Source organism: Actinomadura citrea (assembly GCF_013409045.1).
Classification (GTDB): Bacteria; Actinomycetota; Actinomycetes; order Streptosporangiales; family Streptosporangiaceae; genus Spirillospora; species Spirillospora citrea.
In genome coordinates this window covers 1,130,957-1,147,599 of sequence record NZ_JACCBT010000001.1, presented here as the reverse complement: position 1 = coordinate 1,147,599, position 16,643 = coordinate 1,130,957, and the positions used below count along the sequence as shown (strand labels likewise).

Below are 16,643 nucleotides of genomic sequence, written 5' to 3'. Positions count from 1 at the left end.
GGACACCCTATCCACCGAGATCTCCGTTTCCCCCGGAAACTCCCGGTGCGGCGGTCGCGCCGGCCGCCCTCCCGGCCTGCGAGGCGGCGCGGCGGGCGGCGCGGTCCTCGCGGACCAGCCGGCCGGCCTCCTCCGTCGGCCCGTCGAAGATCACCCGGCCCTGCCGCATGGTGACGCCGCGGTCGCAGAGCCCGACGAGCATCCTGATGTCGTGCGCGACGACGACCATGGTCCGGCCCTCGCCGCGCAGCTCGCGGATGCGGTCCAGGCATTTCTCCCGGAACGGCGGGTCGCCGACGGCCAGCACCTCGTCGATGAGGAAGACGTCCGGCTCGGTGTGCGCCGCGATCGAGAAGGCGAGCCGCATGAACATGCCGGAGGAGTAGAACTTCACCTGGTCGTCCAGGAAGCGCTCGACGCCGGAGAACTCGACGATCGCGTCGAACTTGCGCGCGATCTCGGCCTGCGGCATTCCGAGGATCGCGCCGTTGAGGAAGACGTTCTCGCGGCCCGTCAGCTCGGGGTGCAGGCCGGCGCCCACGTCGATCAGCCCGGCGACGCGGCCCCGGACGAGGACCGACCCGGTGTCGGGGCGCATCACCCCGGAGATCAGCTTGAGCAGGGTGCTCTTGCCGGACCCGTTCAGCCCCATGAGCGCGACGGTCTCGCCCTGGCCGATGGTGAGGCTGACCTCGTCCAGGGCCCGGAACCGGTCCGACAGGCGCTGCCCGCGGAACGCGCGGACGCTCATCTCCTTGATCGAACGGGCGTGCCGCAGCGTGAAGTTCTTCGTGACGCGGTCGATGACGATCGACGGGGCCGGGTGCGAGGTGTTCAACGGCTACATCTCCTGCGCGAAGCGCGCCTGCATGCGGGAGAACGCCGCGTGCCCCGCGATGAACACCAGCACGCTGACGGCCAGGGAGATGCCGGCGTGGGCGTAGAGGTGGGGCGGGAACGCGAAGTCGCCGCGGGTCCCGGGGAGCCAGAAGGCCCGCTGGAACAGGGAGACGGCGCTGACGAGCGGGTTGGCGAGGTAGAGGTCCAGCACCCAGCCGGGCGCGTGCGTCCGGACGTGGGTCCAGGGATAGATCATCGGCACCGACCAGGTGATGACGATCATGGAGATGTCCACCACCTGCTCCAGGTCGCGGAAGAACACGTTCACGGCCGCGCAGAGCAGCCCGAGCCCGAAGCCGAGGACGATGATGATCGCGAACCCGTACACGGCCGCGCCGAGCTCCACGGGGGACGGCCGCCATCCCGAGGCGACGGCCCCACCCAGCAGGATCATCATCCCGGGCAGGAAGTGGACGAGCGAGACCAGTACCGACGCGGTCGGGAACAGCTCGCGCGGCAGGAACACCTTGCGCACGAGCGGGGCATTGCCCGTCACCGAGCGGGTCGCCGAGTGCAGCGTCTCGGTGAACAGGTTGATCAGGACCATGCCCGCGAACAGGTAGACCGGGAAGTCCTCGACCCGGTCGTCCATGCCGAGGAAGACGCCGATGACGTAGAAGTAGACGGCGAAGTGCACGGCCGGCCGCACATAGGACCAGCCGAGGCCGAGCAGCGAGCCCTTGTAGCGGGCCCTGAGCTCCCGGCGAACCAGCAGCCGCAGCAGGTACTTCTCCCGGAAGGTCCGCCGCAGGCCGCCGTCGCCTCCCGGCGCCCGCAGCCCCTCGTCGGCGCGGACCGGCGCGAGGGTCATCCGGGCCCGCCCGCGGCGGGGCCGCCGGCGTCCCCGCCGCCCGCGGCGTCGAACGTCGCCCGCCAGGCCTCGGTGGAGGCGATCTCGGTCATCGCGGCCCGGTAGCGGCGGCTGAGCTCCGGCCACTCGCGGCCGAGCCGGGCGTGCAGCAGCGACGTGCGCCGCAGCAGCGTCCGGAAACGCTCCGGATCGCGCTGGTACCAGGCCACCCTGGTGCCGTCGGCGGAGGAGACGAGCGCGCTGTCGACCTGCGACAGCAGGCTCCAGTGCCGGTCGATGTGCGGGACGACGGCCTGCGGGTTGCCGCGCGATCCGGGTTCGACCGGACGGAGCTGCCTGACGGTGCCGAGCATCGCGCTCGCGAGCACGTTCACCGTGCCGCGCGGCGGCTTGAACCCGCGCCCGCGCTTCGGCGGCTTGGCACGCCGGACCTGCGGGAACTCCTCGTGGCTGGCGCGGTTGCGGGCGTCGGGGAAGTCGGCGCGGAACGCGAGGATCTCGGGCAGCTTCGAACCGATGCCCGCGTGCATGTGCTCGGGCCCGCTCAGCACGTCCTCGATCGCCGACAGCATCAGCTCGGCGGTGGAGTACTGCATGGCCAGCGCGTGCTTCACCGAGATGATGAAGCTCTCCTTGAGCAGGTTGCCGCCGCGCTCGTACGGCGAGTGCATGAGGGCGGTGACCAGGCGGTTGCGCTCGTGGAAGTACGCCTGCCAGTCGATGCCGTCGTCCTTGTCCTGCCAGGGGACGTGCCAGGCGGCCATGCCCGGCAGCGTCACGGTCGGGAAGCCCGCCTCGCCGGCGCGGACGCAGTACTCGGCGTCGTCCCACTTGATGAACATCGGCATGGACAGCCCGACCTTGCGGACGACGTCGGTGGGGATGAGGCACATCCACCAGCCGTTGTAGTCGACGTCCACGCGGCGGTGCAGCCACTTCGTCTTCAGCAGGCTGCCGGAGCTGGTCCGCGCGCGGGGGCTCGGGTCCGGCGGCTTGGCGAAGTCGTGCTCGCGCTTGGTGTGCGGGGCCTCCTCCCACCACCAGCGGTACCGTCCGATGGTCTCGCCGTAGGCGTGCAGCTGCGAGCGGACGAACAGGTTGAACATGTGGCCGCCGACGATCGTCGGGGTCCGGGCGAAGTCCGCGAACGCGACGGCGCGCAGGACGCCCTCGGTCTCGGTGACGACGTCGTCGTCCAGGAGCAGGACGTAGTCGCTGGTCCCGGCCTTGAGGGTCTCGTCCATCGCGCGGGAGAAGCCGCCGGAGCCGCCGAGGTTGCCCTGCTCGACGACGTGCAGCTTCGGTCCGAGCAGGGTCGCGGCGCGGTCGAAGCCCTCGTCGTCGCGGACGCGCTGCGTCCCCTGGTCGACGACGTAGACGGCGTCCACCACCTCCAGCGCCTCGGGTGCGCCGCCGAGCGCGACGAGCTGGTCGACGCAGAAGCCGGGCCGGTTGAACGTGGTGATGCCCAGGCTGACCCGCCCCTGCCGGACGGGCCCGGTGGCGCTCGTCTCGGCGCACCAGTCGGCCCGCTCCAGGACGGCGTTGCCCTCCCCGGCGAGCACGTCCATCCAGTACCAGCCGCCGTCGATGAACGGGTCCAGCGTCAACCGGAACGTCTCCTCGCGGGAGGTCTCGGAGTCGACGCGAACGGAGTCGACGCGCTGGACGTGGCCCTTCGCACTGGACCGGTAGACGATGACCGTGGCCTGGCCGCTCACCCGGACCCGGAGCACGACCTCCTCCACCGACGTCCAGCGGCGCCAGTAGCTGGCCGGGAAGGCGTTGAAGTAGGTCGCGAACGAGACCCGGCGCCCGACCGGCACGACGACGCTGCGCCTGCCGGTGCCCTCGGCCCCGTCCGCCGGGGACCCGGCCTCGGCGGCCCTCTCGGCGGCGAGGGCCTCGGCTCCGCGGGCGATCTCGCCCTCGACGTACAGCTTGAGGACGTCCAGGTCGCGGTCGACCGGCATCACGACGCGCTGCAGGACCCGCAGTCCGGCGGCGCCGGACTGCTCGGACGCCCCGGCGTGTTCGGTCACTCGTCCATACCTCCGCTAGTGAGACGCGAGCCCTCGCCGAAATGGGGACGCAGTCGGTTGTCGACCATGGTGAGCGCGCTGGCGATGGCCATGTGCATGTCGAGGTACTTGTAGGTGCCGAGCCGCCCGCCGAAGAGCACGCCGTCCTCGCGCCTGGCCAGCTCGCGGTAGGCGAGCAGCCGGGCCCGGTCGGCGGCGGTGTTGACGGGATAGTACGGCTCGTCGCCGCGTGCGGCGGCCCGCGAGTACTCCCGCATGATGACCGTCCGGTCGGACGGGTAGCCCGCACGCTCGGGGTGGAAGTGCCGGAACTCGTGGATCCGGGTGTAGGGGACGTCCTCGTCGGCGTAGTTCATCACCGGGGTGCCCTGGAAGTCGCCGGTCGGCACGACCTCCGTCTCGAAGTCCAGCGTCCGCCAGCCGAGGTCGCCCTCGGCGTAGTCGAAGTAGCGGTCCAGCGGGCCGGTGTAGACGACGGGCACGTTGCCGACGAGGTCGTCCCGCAGGTCGAAGAAGTCGGTGTTCAGCCGGACCTCGATGCCCGGGTGGTCGGCCATCCGCTCCAGCCAGGCGGTGTAGCCGTCGACCGGGAGCCCTTCGCGCGTGTCGTCGAAGTACCGGTTGTCGAAGGTGTAGCGCACCGGAAGCCGGGTGATGATCTCCGCGGGCAGGTCGCGGGGGTCGGTCCGCCACTGCTTGGCGGTGTAGCCGCGGATGAACGCCTCGTACAGCGGGCGTCCGATCAGCGAGATCGCCTGCTCCTCCAGGTTGGCCGGGCGGCGGATCTCGGCGGCCTGCTCGGCGATCAGCGCGCGCGCCTCGTCGGGGGTGAAGACCCGGCCGAAGTACTCGCAGATCGTGCCGAGGTTGATCGGCATCGAGTAGACCCGGCCCTTGTAGGTGGAGTACACGCGGTGCCGGTAGCCGGTGAAGGCGGTGAACCGGTTCGCGTACTCCCACACCCGCTCGTTGGAGGTGTGGAAGAGGTGCGCGCCGTAGCGGTGCACCTCGATGCCCGTCTCCGGCTCCGCCTCGCTGTAGGCGTTGCCGCCGATGTGGTCGCGGCGGTCGAGCACGAGCACGCGCAGGCCGAGCCCGGCCGCGCATCGTTCGGCGACCGTGAGACCGAAGAACCCGGCACCGGCCACCACGAGATCAACGTTCACTGGACGGCGTCCATCCGACTCGGCGGGGGCGGGGGACCTGGCCGCACGGGGGCGCCGGCCGGATCCCTATGTACGGAATGCGGCTAAGATACCCGGGGTTCGTTCGGTACCGGCGCAGGAAGCCAAGGATCGCGGTGGCCCCACCCACTCCCGGCAGTGCGGCGCACAGTGCGCGCCCTGCGATCTTCCTGCACGTCGGGGCCGCCAAGAGCGGCACGACGTTCCTCCAGCACGTGCTGTGGCACAACCGCGACCGGCTGCGCGAGCACGGCGTCCTCTACCCGGGCCGGGACCAGGCCGCGCACGTCCGCGCCGCGTTCGACCTGCGGCGGACGTTCTTCCGCGAGGCGTCCGACCCGGCCACGCGGGGCGCGTGGCACGACCTCGTCGCCGAGGCCCGCGACTGGCCCGGCACCGTGGTCATCTCGCAGGAGCTGTTCGCGCCCGCCCGGCCGCGGTGGATCCGCCAGGCCATGGCCGACCTCGATTTCGCCGACGTTCACGTGGTCTTCACCGTGCGCGACCTCGGCCGGCAGATCCCGGCGCACTGGCAGGAGGACGTCAAGAACCGCTTCACGACCTCGTTCACCGAGTTCGTGACGTCGCTGCGGCGCCAGGACTGGCGCGCCTACGAGAGCGCGCGGCTGTTCTGGGGCCTCCAGGATCCGGTCGCGGTGCTCGGCCGCTGGGGCGAGGACCTGCCGCCCGAGCGGGTCCACGTCGTCACCCTCCCCCGGCCCGGCGCACCCCGCGACCTGCTCTGGCGGCGTTTCTGCGCGGCCACCGGCCTCGCCCCGGACGACTACGACCTGTCCCGGACGTTCGCGAACCCGTCGCTCGGGCTGAGCGAGACGCAGTTCCTGCTGCGCCTCAACGAGACACTCGGCGACCGTGTCGGCTGGCACGCCTACAACGAGGACGTCAAGCTCTTCCTCGCGCAGCAGGTGCTGGCCGGACGCCCGTGTCCGGTCAGGATCGAACTGCCCCGCGAGCATGTTCCGTGGGCCACCGAACGGGCCGTCGAGACCGTCGAGGCGCTGCGCGCGGCGGGCTACGACGTGGTGGGCGACCTGTACGAGCTGATGCCCGCGGCCGCGTCCGGCGCCGCGCTCGGGACCGCGCCCGCGCCGCCGCCCGACGAGGCCCGCTGGGCGGAGATGGCGGACGTGGGCGTCGACGCCGTCGCGGCGCTGCTGCTGCGCGTCCAGGAGGGCCGGGAGCGGACCGAGGCGGTGCCCGGCGCCGGCCTTCGCGTCCGCGACCAGATCGACATGCTGCGCGCGGGATCGGCCGACCTGCTCGACACGACGGACCGGCTCGTCCAGGAGGCCGCTCCGTTCGTCGAGCGGGCCAAACGCACGGCGCGGGAGCGCTACCCGGCGGCGCTCCGGCTGCGCGGCGCCTATCGCAGGATCCAGGGCGGGACGGAACGGCCCGACGCCGAGACGAGAACGAGGTGAGCGCCCGTATGGGGGACCCCGGTAAGTCCGTCTATCTGCATGTCGGGGCGCCGACGGCCGAGGCGGCCTTCCTGCACCGAGCGCTGTGGAGCAACCGGCGGCGGCTGGGCGACGCCGGTGTCTGCCACCCGGTCACCGGTCCGCAGGAGCACTTCGCGGCCGTGATGGACCTGCGCGAGATGAGCTGGGGCGGCCACCGGGACCCGGCCTGGGAGGGCGCGTGGGACCGCGTCGTGCGGCGCGCCCGCGACTGGGACGGCCCCACGGTCGTCTTCTCCCAGCCGCTGCTGGGCGGCGCGACCGAACAGCAGGTCAAGCGGGCCGTCTCGGCGCTGGAGCCGGCCGAGGTGCACGTGGTCCTCGCCACCCGCGACCTGGGCTGGCAGCTGATCCTCGACTGGCAGGAGCAGATCCGGCACGCGCACACCATCACGTTCGAGCGCTTCGTCGACGATCTCGTCGCGCTCGGCATCGACGCGCCGGAGCCCTACGGGGAGATGTTCTGGGGCCTGCACGACCCGGTGCGGGTGCTGCGGGCCTGGGGTTCGGCGGTGCCGCGGGAACGCGTCCACGTCCTGACGCTGCCGCCGCCCGGCGGTCGCGCCGACGTGATGTGGGACAGGTTCCGGACCCTGGTCGGCATCGAGGACGGGGTGTGCGACCTCGGCGGCATCCCCGGGGACGAGCCGCTCTCGGCGATCGAGGCGGAGCTGCTCCGCCGCCTGAACGAGAGGATGGGCCCCGCACTGGGCGGCGACTACGAGCGCCTGGTCCAGGAGCACCTCGTCGGGCACGGAGGATCGACCCGGCTCACCGGCGGGACGGCCGGCACGGCCCGCACCCGGATGGGTTTGCCCGCCCGGCACGCCGACTGGGCGGCACGCCGGACCCGGGAGCTGGCCGAGTCGCTGCGCTCCTCCGGCTACGACGTGGCCGGCGACCTGGACGAGCTGACCACGTCCCGGGCCCCGGAGGCCGCGATGCTTCCCGGCGACGTCCCGGAGGAGCTGATCGCGACCGCGTCCGTCGGGGTGGTGGCGCACCTGCTTGAGGAGCTGTCGCTGGCGCGCGAACGCGTCGGACTCGCCCACCTGCACAGCGAGATGACGGGCGTGAAGGAGAACCTGGAGCGGCTCATGGAGACCGCCTCCTCGCCGTCGCCGGCCTTGCAGCGCGCCGCCCGCCGGGCCGCGGGGAGGCGCAACCCGTGAACGGGGGGCCGCGGGGCCGCGGCGGACCGTCCGTCACCGCGGTCGTCGTCACCTACAACCGGCGCGACCTTCTCGACGAGGCCCTGACCGCGCTCGGCGCCCAGACGCGCCCCCCGGACCGGATCATCGTGGTGGACAACGCGTCCGCCGACGGCACCGCCGCGATGGTCGCCGAGCGGTTCCCCGGCGCGGACCTGCTCGCCCTGCCCCGCAACATCGGCGGGGCCGGCGGGTTCGGCGCGGGCATGGCCCGGGGGATGGGCGGCGGCGCCGACCTGCTCTGGCTGCTGGACGACGACACCGTGCCCGAGCCGGAGGCCCTCCAGGCCCTGCTGGACGCACGTCGGAAGGCCGCTGCCGGGGAGGACGGGCCGCCCGCGCTCGTGGCGAGCCGGGTCGTCTGGACCGACGGCCGGGACCACCCGATGAACACCCCCCGCCCCAAGCCGCGGGCGACGGCCGCCGAGTCGCGGCTCGCGCGCGCGGCGGGCTGCGTGCCGATCCGGTCCGCGTCCTTCGTGTCCGCGCTGGTGGACGCGACGGCGGTGCGCGAGCGCGGGCTGCCGGTCGCCGACTACTTCCTCTGGAACGACGACTTCGAGTTCACGACGCGGCTCCTGCGCGGGCGCCGCGGGCTGCTCTGCCCCGGCAGCGTCGTGGTGCACAAGACCAGGGAGTTCGGCGGGACGGACGCGGACCCGGGCGACCGCTTCTTCTACGAGGTGCGCAACAAGATCTGGCTGTTCACCGGGAGCCGCGGGCTCGCACCGCCGGAACGCGCGCTCTACGCGGGGTCGACGGCGCGGCGCTGGGCCCGCACGTTCGCCGGCTCCTCCGACCGCGCGGTGCTACGCCGAGCGCTGGTCCGCGGCGTCAGGGACGGCCTGTTCACCCGCCCGAGGCCGACCGCCGCGATCCTGCGGGAGACCGGGGTCCTGCGGGAGACCGAAGTCGAGGTGCCTCCCGACGGCCGCGGTCATGGTCGCGACGGCTGACCGGCCGCGGAACGGCACCGCGCACGGCAGGCGCCGGCTCACCGGGCCGGCGTCCCCGCTCGCCTGCGCCGCGCTGACGCTCGCCGTGGCGCTCGTCGGCATCCGCACCCCGTCGCTGTGGCTGGACGAGGCCGCCACGATCAGCATGACGACGCGGTCCTATGGCGACATGCTCCGCGTCTTCCCCCACCTGGACCTCGTGCACGCCCTCTACTACATCCTCATGAAGCCGTGGGTGGCGGTGTTCGGGACGGGCGCGCTCGCGTTGCGGCTGCCCAGCGCGCTCGCCATGGCTGCGGCCGCCGCGGGCCTCGCCGTCATCGGCCGGCGTTGCCTCGGGCCGCCGGCCGGGCTCGCGGCCGGGCTGGCGTGGGCCGCCGGTCCGCAGACGAGCCGGTGGGCGCAGGAGGCGCGCTCCTACGCCCTGACCGCGGCGGTCGCGGTGCTCGCCACCTACCTGCTCGTGCGGGCCCTCGACAGGGACGAGGGGCGCCGGTGGCGGTGGTTCGCTGGCTACGCCCCCGCGGTCGCGGTGCTGGGGTTCCTGCATCTGGACGGAGCCCTGCTGCTCGCGGCGCACGGCGTGACACTTCTGCTGACCCGTCCCAAGGCCGGGGTGTGGCTGCGCTGGCTGGCGTCCGCGGTGGCGGCCACGGCCCCGCTCGTGGTGCTGGCGCTCGCGGCGCAGGATCAGAGACGCCAGGTGAAGTGGCTTCCCCGGCCGTCATGGGACGTCGCGTGGGCGCAACTCCAGTTCCTGACCGGGGATCGCGCGCTCGTCGCGCCGGTCGTGGCGCTCGCGTTGCTCGGCGTGGTGGCGAGCGTCCTGGGTCGCGCCTCGATCCCGCCTCGCACGGCCTCCCTGCCCGCCGTCGCGCTCCCCTGGGCGCTCGTGCCGACCGTGCTGCTGCTCCTCGCCTCCAGCGTGACGGACCCGGTCTTCTACTACCGGTACACGACCTACTGCCTTCCCGCGGTCGCGCTGCTCGTCGGCGCCGGCCTGGCCGGGCCGTTCACCGTCGTCCGCCACCCGCCCGCTCGTGCCGGGCTGGCCGTCCGCGCCGTACTGGTGGCCGCCGCGGCGGCGGTACTCGCCGCACCGTCCCTCCGGGCCCACGACTACATCCGCCGCCAGGACAGCCGTCCCGACGACATGCGCGCGGCCGCCGACGTCGTCCGCGCGCGGGCCCGGCCGGGGGACGCCATCGTCTACCTCGCGGGGAGCGCCCGGTGGAGCGCCGCCACCTATCCCGACGCCTTCGGACGGTTGCGCGACGCCGGCGTGAGCACGGACCCGGTGGCGGCCGCCAACCTCAAGGGCCGTGACCTGCTCCCTCGCGAACTGCCGTCGAGGCTCGCCCGGACGGACCGGGTGTGGGTGATGAACCACCGGTCCCTCGACCCGCACGGCCCGATCATCGAGCGGCGGGAGCGGGCGGTGCAGTCCGCCGGGCCCTGGCGGAGGGCCGGGACGTGGACCTACCGGGGCGGCTGGCTCGTCCTGTTCGAGCGGACGGGCCCCTACCGCAGTTCCAGGTAGTCGACCTGCCCCTGACCGTCCAGGCGGCGCAGGCCGATCGTGTTCCAGCCCGCCGCCAGCTCCACCGTCGCCGTGACGGACGGCCAGTCGGCGCCCGTCGTGGCGCGCAGCCGCACGGACGTCGCGGCATAGCCGTTCACCGACATCTCCAGGTCGGAGTCGCGCCCGGAGCGGTTGGCGTACCGGGTGAGGACCGAGTAGCTCCCGGCGGTGGGCGCGAACACGGGCACCTCGACGCGGCAGTCGTCGCGTGCGAAGGGGCCGACCGCCGATCCGCCGGACGCGTTGGGCCGCCCCAGCGCCGAGACGCAGCCGTTCAGCCGCCCCCGCTCCGCCTCGTACCGGACGGGGACGCCCCGGACCGCGGGCCGTGCGCCGTCCCAGCCGAGGCGGGCGACGTACATGCCGCGGGTCACCTTGGAGCCGCCGCGGTAGTCGAGGATGCCGTGGAAGACGAGGTAGTCGCCGGTGTCGTCGCCGAACACGTCCGCGCTGCCCGGCCCTTCGACCTTCCCGCCGTACAGGCCGGTGGACTGGACGGGGCCGCCCTTGGCGTACGGCCCCTCGATCGACGAGGCCACCGCGTAGCGCGTCTGGTAGTTCGACTTGAAGTACCAGCCCGCCGAGTACAGCAGCACGTACTTCCCGCCGCGCCGGACCAGGTCGGGCGCCTCCACCAAAACGGGCTCGTCCGCCGCGCGCCCCATGATCTGCTTCGCCGGGCCGGCCGGGCGCAGCCCGTCCGGGCTCAGCCTGATGAGGTGGATCGCGGCCGACTTCTGGTCGTCGGTCTTGTAGAGCAGGTAGCGAGCGCCGTCCTGCTCGATGTAGGAGGCGGGGTCGATCGCGCCGCCGAGGTCCAGCGGGCAGATCAGCGGCTCGCCCTCCTGCGGGACGAACGGACCCGCCGGCGAGGACGAGGTCGCGACCCCGATGCACTGCTCGTCGCCGTCCTTGCGGCGCGCGGAGAAGTACAGCACGTACGTGCCCGACGCCTCGCGCGGCGGGACGACCTCGGGTGCCCAGGTCCAGCCTCCGGCGGCCCATGCCGGGAGCCGGGCCAGGCCGTCGCCGGGCGCCACCTTCCAGGGCCCGGTCGGCGACGGGGCCGTCGCGACGGGCATCGTCGCGTCCGCGTTGTTGGTGCCGTAGGCGAAGTACGTCCCCGCCACTTTGATCACGGTGGGATCGGCGAAGGAGCCGTCGATCACCGGTTCGGCGGGCGAGTAGCCGGGCGGGTCGATCGCCGCCGGAGAGCCCGCCGGGCTCGGCGGCGGCGCGCCCGCGGACGTGCCGGGGCCGGTCCGGCCGGGAGCGGTCGAAGGCCGGGCGCCCGCCCCGTCGGACTGCGGGGCCACCGTCACGGCCAGCCACACGACCAGCGCGACCAGGGCGCTGATCGCGGCCCCCGCGACCAGCGGCAGCAGCGGTGCGAGCGCCCGCGGGTCGCGGTTGGTCCACCTCATGGCACCCCGCATCATGCCAACAACCGAGGCGGGACGGCCAACGGGCGCCGCCTGCGCGACCGGCGTCCGGATCGTTACGCTTGCCCGGCGATCTCATCACGGAGGGGACACGGACGTTGATCCGACATCGGCGGCTGGCGGCCGTGCTGTGCCTTCTCGCCGTCCTCGGGACGAGCGGCTGCCTCCTCCAGCCGGTCGAGCGTGCCGCGCCGAAGGCGACGAAGGCCCCGAAGAAGCCGAACATCGTGTTCGTCCTGACCGACGACCTGTCCTGGAACCTCGTCGCGCACATGCCGCAGGTGCTGCGGATGCAGCGGGACGGGCTCACCTTCGACGACTTCATCATGGCCGACTCGCTCTGCTGCACCTCGCGCGCCACGATCTTCACCGGCCGGTACCCGCACAACACCGGAGTCCGCACGAACTTCCCGCCCGACGGCGGCTTCGAGGTCTTCAAGGACAAGGGCGGCGAGCAGGCGTCGTTCGCCCCGTCCCTGCAGAAGGCCGGCTACCGGACGGCGCTGCTGGGCAAGTACATGAACGGCTACCAGCCCAACGACACCCAGGGCGACACGAAGCCGTACGTGCCGCCGGGATGGAACGAGTGGCACGTCAGCGGCAACGGCTACCCCGAGTACGACTACAACCTGAACGAGAACGGCCGGCTCGTGCACTACGGCGCCCGGCCGCAGGACTACCTGACCGACGTGCTGGCGAACAAGGGCGTCGAGTTCGTCCAGCGGTCCGCAGGATCAGGGCGGCCGTTCTTCATGGAGATCGCGACGTTCGCGCCGCACGGGCCGTTCGTGCCGGCGCCGCGCCACGCCGCGCTGTTCGGCGGCCTGACGGCGCCCCAGCCGCCGTCGTTCAACGAGGCCGACATCCGCGACAAGCCGTCCTGGCTGCGGTCGCACCCGAAGCTGCGCAGGCCGGGGGTCCGCCGCATCGACGACGGCTTCCGCGACCGGGTGCGGATGGTGCAGTCGGTCGACGAGATGATCGGCCGTATCCGGACGGCGCTGAAGGAGCGCGGCCTCGACCGCGACACCTACCTGGTGTTCGGCTCCGACAACGGCTTCCACCTGGGCGAGCACAGGCTGGCCGGCGGGAAGATGACCGCCTTCGACACCGACATCCGGGTGCCCTACGTCGTCGTCGGACCGGGGGTCCCCGCCGGGCGCCGGGTCGGCGAGATCGCGCAGAACACCGACCTCGCCCCGACGTTCCAGGAACTGGCCGGCGTGCGCCCGCCGGCGACGACCGACGGCCGGTCGCTCGCCCCGTTCCTGCGCGGCGCCGCACCGGCCGGCTGGCGCGAGTCGGCGCTGGTCGAGCACGTCAAGCCGCCGCCGTCCCCGCTGGACCCCGACCGGCAGGACTCCGCGCCCGGCTCGCCGACCACCTACAACGCGATCCGCACCGACGACATGCTGTACGTGGAGTACTCCGGCGGGGAGAGCGAGTACTACGACCGGGTCCGCGATCCGCACGAGCTGAACAACATCGCCGCCGGGCTGCCGGAGCAGCGGCGCCGCCACCTGTCCGACCTCCTGTACGCGCTGACCCACTGCACGGGCTCCGGCTGTACCCCCGCAGGCCGGAGCCGTTGACGGAGTTCCGTCCTTTATGCGCCGCTATCATCGCTGACGACTGCGGACGCGCCAGGGCGATGTGCAGGGTGAGACGTGCAGAGTGACCGGAAGCTGGGAGAGGGCGTGACTCCAACCGGAATGCCGGATGACGACCACGAGGGTGAGCGTCCCGAACCCGGGCAGCCGGCGCAGACGCCTCCCCCATCGGGCTGGCTGGACGACCAGGACGCCTCGTCCGGCCCGCTGCTCCCCGTGGACGACCCGGAAGACGACCTCGAAGACGATCCCGACGACGATCCCGACGACGGCGACGCGCCCGAGGACTTCCCCGAGGACTCCCCCGAGGACGATCCGGACGCGGACATGGCGGACCGCACCGTCATGGACCCCAACATCAACCAGACGATGATCCTGCCGAAGAGGCAGAAGCCGGCGGCCGACCGGCCCGCGGAGACCGCCGGCGAGGGCGGTGGCGCGAGCGAGGAGGCGGCCTCGCCCGTCCTGCCCGCTCCCGTCGCGGACGCTCCGGCCACGTCCACCCGCGCTTCCGCCCCGCAGCCCTCCCCCTACGGGCAGGACATGGCGGACGTGACGAGAACGGAGATCCCCCTCCCGCCGCCCGCCTCCTACGAGGAGGACATGGCGGACGTGACCCGAACGGAGATCCCCACCCAGCCGCCTCCCTCCTACGGGCAGGACGCGGCGGACGTGACGAGGACCGAGTTCCCCACCCAGCCGCCTCCCTCCTACGGGCAGGACATGGCGGACGTCACCCGCATCGAGCAACTGCCGCCCGTACCCCCGCAGCCCGCGCATCCGCAGGCGGCGCATCCCCAGGCCGCGCATCCGCAGGCCGCGCCCTCGCAGAGTCCCCCGGCCCACGAGCCGTTCCCGTGGGCGCAGGAGATCCCCGGCACTCCCGCGCGCCCGTCCCATGAGCCGTTCCCCTACGCGCAGGAGATCCCTGGCACGCAGGCTCCCCCGGCCCCGCAAGCCCCTCCGGCGGCGGAGCCGTTCCCGTGGGCGCAGCAGATCCCCGGAACGCCGCCCCCCGGGCCGGAGGCCGTCCACCCGTTGGCGCCCCCGCCGGCGATCGAGGAGCCGTGGCGGACCGGAGGGCCGCGCGGCCCGAGGGGCCCCCGCAGGAGCATCAAGAAGCCGCTGCTCATCGGCGTGGGCGGGCTCGCAGCCGTGGCGCTGGTCGCCGCGGGCGTGCTCGTGGTGCCCGGCCTGATCGGCGGCGACGACGACGGCGGCGGCGCGGGCGCCAAACTCGCCGGCGCGCTGTTCCCGGTGGACGCCGCGGCCCGCACCGACGGCCGCGACCAGCAGGTCACCGGCGTCGCGGCGCGCGGCTCGACGGTGGTCGCGGTCGGCGGCGAGACCGACCCGCAGAACTCCCGCGGCCTGTTCCTGGTCTCCGCCGACGGCGGACGCACCTTCGAGTCGGTCGACCAGCAGGACACCGACGGCGGCCTGGCGCCGCCCGGCGGGGTCCCCGAGGCGGTCGGCGCGTCGCGCCGCGGCTGGGTCGCGGTCGGCAGCCGGGCCGACGGCGGCGGCGCCGTGTGGACCAGCAAGGACGGCAAGGAGTGGCGCCGCCAGCCCGACGCCGTCGGCGACGTCTTCGGCCCCCACGACCGGGTGACCCGGATCGTCGGCACCGGCGGCGGGTTCCTCGCCGTCGGCGAGAACTCCCCGAAGGGCGACTTCAGCGACGCGCGTCCGGCGGTGTGGCTGTCGAGCGACGGGCGCCGGTGGGAGGCGCGGGTCGGCGACCAGATCGGCCTGCAGGTCGAGAACGGCGGGTTCTCCCTGGTGGAGGCCGCGGCGAACGGCGATGTGATCCTGCTGGAGGGGCTCATCACGCCCGACTCCAAGAAGCCGGGTCCCTACCGGAAGCTCTGGCGCTCCGACGACGCCGGCCGGACGTGGTCGTCGTCGGAGGTGCCGGCGCCGAAGGGCAGCCGCGGCCTGATGGTCGGCGGTGGCGGCGGGTCGGGATTCCTGGCGATGCGCGAGATGTCGGCGTCCGGAAAGCTCTTCGGTCAGGCCTTCACGTCCAAGGACGGCAGGTCATGGATTAAGACCGGGAAGCTGGAGCCGGCCGGCTACCAGCGCACGAGCGGGATCGTCTCCGACGGTCGGGGCTTCACGGCCGTCGTCGTCCGGGGTACGGACGTGCTGCTCGCACGCAGCGCGGACGGCGCCGCCTGGAAGGCGGCGGGCTCCGCCGAGTCGAAGGCGGGCCGGGAGGTGCTGGGCGCTGCGGCGGCCGGCGGCCAGACGGTGCTCGTCGGCCGCGAGCCCGGCGGCGGCGACCTGGACCCGATGCTCGGCGTGTGGGACGCGGACGGCACCGCGGTCCCCGTCGACCTGGCGAAGATCCCCGGCGCCGTCCGGCCCGACCACGCGGTGCGCTCCGTGGCCGCCACCAACGGCCTCGCGGTCGCGGTGGGCAGCGCGAGCGGTGACGCCGCCGTCTGGTCGTCGCAGGACGGCGCGTCCTGGAAGGCCGCGCAAGGGCTCGGCGCCGCGTTCACCCGGCCCGGCCCGCAGCGGCTGGACGACGTCGCCGCCGGCGGCGCAGGCTGGCTGGCGGTCGGCTACGACCAGTCCACGCCGCGCCGCCCGCTCGTCGTCACCTCCAAGGACGGCGCGACGTGGCAGGCCGCCGACACCGCGCCCGCGTTCGCGGCGGACAAGCAGGGCGCGCCCGTCACCTACGCCGCGGCGGCCGGCTCGTCCGGTTACGTCGTCGTCGGCACGCAGGGCTACTCGGTGGCGACCTGGTACTCGTCCGACCTGAAGAACTGGGCGCGGGGCGCCGGCGCGGACCCGAAGATGATGGCGGGCACCAAGACCGCGAGCCGCTGGATGCTGGACGTCACGTCCGGGTCGTTCGGATACGCCGCCGTCGGCGGCAGCCGGGACGGCAAGGGCAACCACCCGTCGGTGTGGCTGTCGCCGGACGGCAGGCGCTGGACGCTTCAGGAACTCCGGCTTCCCGGGGCCGGAGTGACCGAAGGCCACCTCACGCACGTCGCCGCCAAGGGCGGCACGCTCGTGGCCACCGGCGTCGCGGCCACCCCGAAGGGCCTCGACTGGCTCGGCTACGTGTCCACGGACGCCGGGAGGACGTGGCGCCCCCTGCCGTCGCCGAGCGGCGACACGACCGTCGGCGTCACCGCGCTGGCCGCGACCCCGAAGGGCTTCGCCGCGACCGGCACCACCGGACGCGCGGGCGCGACCGACGTCGTGTCGTGGACGTCCGCGGACGGCTCGTCCTGGCAGGCCTCCACGCCCGGCGGCACCGGCCTCGGCGGCGTCGGCGACCAGGAGATCACCGGCCTCGCGGCCTTCGGGAAGACCCTGCTCGGGGTGGGCCGCAGCGCCGACTCGGGCGGCGGCCAGCCCGTCCTGTGGAGCCGGCCCGTGCCGTGACCCGGCCTGGTGTCGT

The 16,643-nt window shown here is 73.6% G+C and carries 11 protein-coding genes; 6 read left to right on the top strand and 5 right to left on the bottom strand.

The genetic code is table 11. The annotated features are described in order from the left end of the window. Positions 1-7: 7 nt before the first annotated feature. From BJ999_RS05610 to glf, 4 genes are read right to left on the bottom strand one after another with little or no spacing between them, the layout of a single operon-like run. Positions 8-838, bottom strand: a complete 831-nt coding sequence (locus BJ999_RS05610; RefSeq protein WP_229810222.1) for an ABC transporter ATP-binding protein — start codon at positions 836-838, stop codon at positions 8-10. A 3-nt stretch (positions 839-841) separates the two neighbouring features. Continuing rightward, positions 842-1,711, bottom strand: coding sequence for an ABC transporter permease (locus BJ999_RS05605; protein WP_179832293.1), 870 nt, complete (start codon positions 1,709-1,711; stop codon positions 842-844). Beyond that, positions 1,708-3,753 (bottom strand): glycosyltransferase, encoded by a 2,046-nt coding sequence (locus tag BJ999_RS05600; protein ID WP_229810223.1) that lies wholly within the window; start codon positions 3,751-3,753, stop codon positions 1,708-1,710. Before BJ999_RS05600 ends, BJ999_RS05605 begins: the two co-directional genes overlap by 4 nt. Further along, positions 3,750-4,919 carry a UDP-galactopyranose mutase gene (gene glf, locus BJ999_RS05595; RefSeq protein WP_179832292.1) on the bottom strand — a complete coding sequence of 390 codons (1,170 nt, stop codon included), beginning with the start codon at positions 4,917-4,919 and terminating at the stop codon, positions 3,750-3,752. Before glf ends, BJ999_RS05600 begins: the two co-directional genes overlap by 4 nt. A 134-nt stretch (positions 4,920-5,053) precedes the next feature. Between glf and BJ999_RS05590 the strand changes: the two genes are divergently transcribed. The 4 genes from BJ999_RS05590 to BJ999_RS05575 are packed head-to-tail and all read left to right on the top strand — an operon-like array spanning position 5,054 to position 10,125. Then, entirely contained in the window at positions 5,054-6,379 is a 1,326-nt protein-coding gene (locus BJ999_RS05590; protein ID WP_179832291.1) for a hypothetical protein, read from the top strand. Next, positions 6,376-7,590, top strand: coding sequence for a hypothetical protein (locus tag BJ999_RS05585; RefSeq protein ID WP_179832290.1), 1,215 nt, complete (start codon positions 6,376-6,378; stop codon positions 7,588-7,590). The genes BJ999_RS05590 and BJ999_RS05585 overlap by 4 nt, the downstream gene beginning before the upstream one ends. Next, a complete protein-coding gene (locus BJ999_RS05580; RefSeq protein WP_179832289.1) occupies positions 7,587-8,585 on the top strand; it encodes a glycosyltransferase in 999 nt (332 codons plus the stop codon). The genes BJ999_RS05585 and BJ999_RS05580 overlap by 4 nt, the downstream gene beginning before the upstream one ends. Next, a complete protein-coding gene (locus BJ999_RS05575; RefSeq protein ID WP_179832288.1) occupies positions 8,569-10,125 on the top strand; it encodes a glycosyltransferase family 39 protein in 1,557 nt (518 codons plus the stop codon). The genes BJ999_RS05580 and BJ999_RS05575 overlap by 17 nt, the downstream gene beginning before the upstream one ends. Here the strand turns inward: BJ999_RS05575 and BJ999_RS05570 are convergent. Further along, positions 10,107-11,591 carry a family 43 glycosylhydrolase gene (locus BJ999_RS05570; protein WP_179832287.1) on the bottom strand — a complete coding sequence of 495 codons (1,485 nt, stop codon included), beginning with the start codon at positions 11,589-11,591 and terminating at the stop codon, positions 10,107-10,109. The two genes, BJ999_RS05575 and BJ999_RS05570, sit on opposite strands and share 19 nt — an antisense overlap. Before the next feature lie 116 nt (positions 11,592-11,707). Between BJ999_RS05570 and BJ999_RS05565 the strand changes: the two genes are divergently transcribed. After that, complete coding sequence (locus tag BJ999_RS05565; protein ID WP_179832286.1) at positions 11,708-13,201, top strand: sulfatase family protein; 1,494 nt, start codon at positions 11,708-11,710, stop codon at positions 13,199-13,201. A 105-nt stretch (positions 13,202-13,306) separates the two neighbouring features. Then, positions 13,307-16,627, top strand: a complete 3,321-nt coding sequence (locus BJ999_RS05560) for a beta propeller repeat protein (protein ID WP_179832285.1) — start codon at positions 13,307-13,309, stop codon at positions 16,625-16,627. Positions 16,628-16,643 lie beyond the last annotated feature (16 nt).

Excerpts from the sequence above, each read along its gene's own strand:
- BJ999_RS05605 (WP_179832293.1), bottom strand. The coding sequence starts at position 1,711 with ATGACCCTCGCGCCGGTCCGCGCCGACGAGGGGCTGCGGGCGCCGGGA.
- BJ999_RS05570 (WP_179832287.1), bottom strand. The coding sequence starts at position 11,591 with ATGAGGTGGACCAACCGCGACCCGCGGGCGCTCGCACCGCTGCTGCCG.
- BJ999_RS05575 (WP_179832288.1), top strand. The coding sequence starts at position 8,569 with ATGGTCGCGACGGCTGACCGGCCGCGGAACGGCACCGCGCACGGCAGG.